4 protein-coding genes are annotated in these 4,025 nt (G+C 62.7%); 3 read left to right on the top strand and 1 reads right to left on the bottom strand.

Annotation, left to right across the window (positions count from 1 at the left end; all coding sequences use genetic code 11):
- Nucleotides 1–890, top strand: an 890-nt coding sequence (locus tag HHJ19_RS17655) for a M20/M25/M40 family metallo-hydrolase (protein WP_296909162.1), incomplete at its 5' end; no start/stop codon positions are given.
- A 218-nt stretch (nt 891–1,108) separates the two neighbouring features.
- Here the strand turns inward: HHJ19_RS17655 and HHJ19_RS17650 are convergent.
- On the bottom strand, nt 1,109–1,294 hold the full coding sequence (locus HHJ19_RS17650; RefSeq protein ID WP_296909161.1) for a hypothetical protein: 186 nt from the start codon (nt 1,292–1,294) through the stop codon (nt 1,109–1,111).
- Nucleotides 1,295–1,546: 252 nt separating this feature from the next.
- Between HHJ19_RS17650 and HHJ19_RS17645 the strand changes: the two genes are divergently transcribed.
- Together HHJ19_RS17645 and HHJ19_RS17640 are read left to right on the top strand one after the other, a co-directional pair.
- Nucleotides 1,547–3,616 (top strand): molybdopterin oxidoreductase family protein, encoded by a 2,070-nt coding sequence (locus HHJ19_RS17645; protein ID WP_296909164.1) that lies wholly within the window; start codon nt 1,547–1,549, stop codon nt 3,614–3,616.
- A 71-nt stretch (nt 3,617–3,687) separates the two neighbouring features.
- Nucleotides 3,688–4,025, top strand: a 338-nt coding sequence (locus HHJ19_RS17640; protein ID WP_296909163.1) for an aminopeptidase, incomplete at its 3' end; no start/stop codon positions are given.

Raw genomic sequence — 4,025 nt, 5'->3', positions numbered from 1 at the left:
CCCCCGGCCGCGCCGGCTGGCTCTACGGCCGCGGCAGCTGCGACATGAAAGGCTTTATCGGCATGGCGTTAGCCCATGCCGGCGACTTTTTAAACAGCGGCGCGCCGTTTGCTGTGCATCTTGCGCTGAGCTATGACGAAGAAGTTGGCTGCATGGGAGTGAAGGAGCTGATTGCCGACATGAAGGACGCGGGCATCAAGCCGCTGGCCTGCATCGTCGGCGAGCCCACCAGCATGGTGCCGGCAACGGCCCACAAGGGCGTTTACCGCTACAAATGCTGCGTGCGCGGCAAGGAGGCTCATTCCTCACTGACGCCGCAATCGGTCAATGCCATCGAGATGGCGGCGCGCCTGATCGGCAAGCTGCGCGACATGGCCGAGGGCTTTGAAGCGGATGAACCGCGTTACGAAGGCTTTGACGTGCCCTTCAGCACCGCCAGCGTCGGACAGTTCCATGGTGGCATTGCCGACAACGTGGTGCCGCGCGATGCCGAATTTCGCTACGAATTCCGAAACCTGCCCACGGCAGATGCACTTTTGATGCAAAAAGAACTTGTAGTCCATGCAAACCGGCTTCAGTCAGCTATGAAAATAATAGCGCCGGAGGCCGGTTTCAGCTTTGAAACGATTTGCGAAGTGCCGGCCTTTCTGGGCTCCGAGGCCAACGCGGTGACCCGCCTGGCCCAGCGCCTGGCGGGCGAGGACCGGATCACGCAGGTCGCTTTTGGCACCGAAGCCGGCCTGTTCAAAAGCGCCGGCATCCCGACCGTCGTGTGCGGCCCGGGCAGCATCGGTCAGGCGCATCAGCCCGACGAATTCGTCAGCCTGGAACAACTGGCGCGTTGCGAAGCCTTCATGCGCGGGTTGGCCGCGACGCAAACCATCGGCTGACCGGGTTCAGGTGCGCACGCAACCGTCGCCAGTCAGCACGGACCACGCTACGAAATACGAAGCCACCTAGTCGCTTGCCAAAAACGACACGGCAAAGCCGCCAGACAGCTGGCTGCCTATGCTTTCAAGCCCGGCAATCCGCGACACCCGGCTCGGCTTGGCGCCGGGGTGTTCCCGACACAGCCCACCGGCTCATAACCATCGCCGGGCTTGCGGGCTCAAATCTGCTGCCAGGCGAAGCCTTCCTGAACGTTGACCTGGTCAAAATATACTTTCGCTCGCTGGTAAAACGGGACGCCGATTTGAGCGGCCGAGCCGGTGAATGCGGCCGGCTGGACCGGCATGATCCCGCCTTCGGCCTCCTCATGCGCATGCGCATGCGCAATATTGAAACCGGCCAGCAAGGCGGCACCGGAGCTGATGGAACATTTTTGGCGGTCAGAATCATGCTTTTACCCTCGCTACACAATTTCCATAAGTTCGCCAGAAAAGGGAACGAGGCGAAAGCGTCCATTGGTCCACGGCGCAATCCAGCAAGCGCGAAAAATTCATTCACTGCGGTCGGGTTTTCCACCACCGCTTCTTGCCGCTGCGCCAATTCCCTATAGAGTTGAATCATGAGCAATCTCCAGATCCTTTCACTTGGCGCATCCGATATGAGCGCTGGCGCAGTGCCAGTGCAGGTGCGCGGCGCCTGCCCGCATGACTGCCCCGACACCTGCTCCCTGCTTACCACGGTGGAAAACGGCGTGGCGACACGCGTGCAGGGCAATCCCGACCATCCGCAAACCGGCGGCGTGTTGTGTAACAAGGTGTCCCGTTACACCGAACGCACTTACCACTCCGAGCGGCTGCTGCAGCCGCTCCGGCGCGTCGGGCCCAAGGGCGCTGGCAAGTTTGAGGCCGTCAGCTGGGAGGCGGCACTGAGCGACATCGCCGCACGCCTGAAAGCAATCGCGGCGCGCAACCCCGAGGCCATCGTGCCGTACAGCTACGCCGGCACCATGGGCCAGGTGCAGGGCGAAAGCATGGCTGGTCGCTTTTTCAACCGGCTCGGCGCCTCGCTGCTGGACCGCACCATCTGCTCAAGCGCGGGCGGCGAAGGCTTGACTCAAACGCTGGGCGCCAAGGTCGGCATGCGGGTGGAGTTTTTTGCCGAGGCCAGACTCATCATCATCTGGGGCAGCAATTCGATTGGCAGCAACCTGCATTTCTGGCGTTATGCGCAACAGGCCAAACGTGACGGTGCCAGACTCATCTGCATTGATCCGCGCAAGAGCGAAACTGCCGAAAAATGCCATGAGCATATTGCGCTGCTGCCCGGCACCGACGCGGCACTGGCGCTGGCACTGATGCACGAGCTGATCAGCCACGACTGGCTGGACCACGACTACATCGAACGGCACACGCTGGGCTGGGCGGCACTGCGCGAGCGCGCATTGCAATGGAGCCCTGAACGCGCAGCCGCTGTGTGCGGTCTGCCGGTCGAACAGATCAGGTCGCTGGCACGCGACTATGGACAGTGCTTCGTTAACCGGCAGCCCGCTGCCATACGCCTGAACTACGGCATGCAGCGAGTGCGCGGCGGCGGCAATGCGGTGCGCGCCGTAGCCTGCCTGCCCGCGCTGACTGGCGCCTGGCGGCACCGAGCCGGCGGTGTACTGCTCAGCAGTTCGGGCCAGTTCCCGGTGGACCGGGCGGCGCTGCAGCGGCCAGAGCTGCTGGCCGGCCGCCAGCCGCGCACCATCAACATGATTACCATAGGCGACGATCTGCTGCGCGAAAGCTCCCCCTCCTTCGGACCAAAAGTCGAGGCGCTCATCGTTTACAACAGCAACCCGGTTACCGTTGCACCCGAGTCTGGCAAGGTGGTGCAGGGCTTTGCCAGGGAAGACCTCTTCACCGTCGTGCTGGAGCATTTCCAGACAGATACCGCCGACTACGCCGACTACGTCTTGCCCGCCACCACGCAGCTCGAGCACTGGGACGTGCACAGTGCCTATGGCCACACCGACGTACTGCTCAACCGCCCGGCCATCGCGCCGCTGGGCCATGCCAAACCCAACACGCAGATTTTTCGAGAACTGGCGACTCGCATGGGTTTCACGGAAAGTTGTTTTTCCGATGATGACGAAACGCTTTGCCGCGCAGCCTTCGGCGACAAAGTCGATTTCAGCGAACTGCTTGACCAGGGCTTTGCCGCCCTGAAGCTGCCCGAAGCACCGTTTGCCGGAGGACGCTTTCCCACGCCCTCGGGCCGCTGCGAATTTTTCAGCGAACGGCTGGCCGCGCTTGGCCTGGACGGCTTGCCCGACCACTTGCCCAACCATGAAGCAGCCGGCTCGTCAGCGCAGTTTCCGCTGGCCATGATTTCACCGCCGGCGCGCAACTTTCTCAATTCAAGCTTCGTCAATGTCAAAAGCCTGCGCGATCTCGAAGTCGAGCCGCGGCTCGAAATCCATGCGCGCGACGCCGCCGCGCGCGGCATCAGCAGCGGCAGCATCGTCACAGTATTCAACCAGCGCGGCGAATACCGCGTCAAGGCGCAGGTCTCAAACCGAGCCCGGCCCGGCGTCGTCAACGGCATGGGCATCTGGTGGCGCAAGTTCGGCCTCGACGGCAGCAACGTCAACCAGCTGACCAGTCAGCATCTCACCGACATGGGGCGCGGGCCGGTGTTTTACGACTGCCTGGTTGAAGTGCAGGCGGAGCCCCAAACCGGGTGAAGCGGATGACTGGCAGGGCTCGGACAGTGACAGGACGGGGCACAGCACTGGCCGCTGGCGTGACGGCGTTAATGGTGCTTGGCCTGACGGGTTGCTCTACGCTGGGCTACTACTGGCAATCGGCCAGCGGCCACATGCGCATGCTCAATGCGGCACGCCCGATCGGTGAGTGGCTGGACGACGCGCAAACCCCGGCGCTGCTTAAAAAGCGCTTGACCCTGGCGCAGCGCATTCGCAGATTCGCCGTCACAGAGCTGCAGTTGCCGGACAACCCCAGCTACCAGCGCTATGCCGATTTGCAGCGCAACGCGGTGGTCTGGAACGTGACGGCCGCGCCCGAGTTTTCGCTGACGCTCAAGACCTGGTGTTTCCCGGTGGCCGGTTGCGTCGGCTACCGCGGTTATTTCAG

The sequence above is a fragment of the Polaromonas sp. genome (assembly GCF_012927415.1).
In the GTDB taxonomy this organism is placed as follows: domain Bacteria; phylum Pseudomonadota; class Gammaproteobacteria; order Burkholderiales; family Burkholderiaceae_C; genus Polaromonas.
The sequence above is the reverse complement of the archived record's forward strand: the minus strand, read 5'-3'. Positions and strand labels throughout refer to the sequence as shown.

Excerpts from the sequence above, each read along its gene's own strand:
- HHJ19_RS17645 (WP_296909164.1), top strand. The coding sequence starts at position 1,547 with ATGAGCGCTGGCGCAGTGCCAGTGCAGGTGCGCGGCGCCTGCCCGCAT.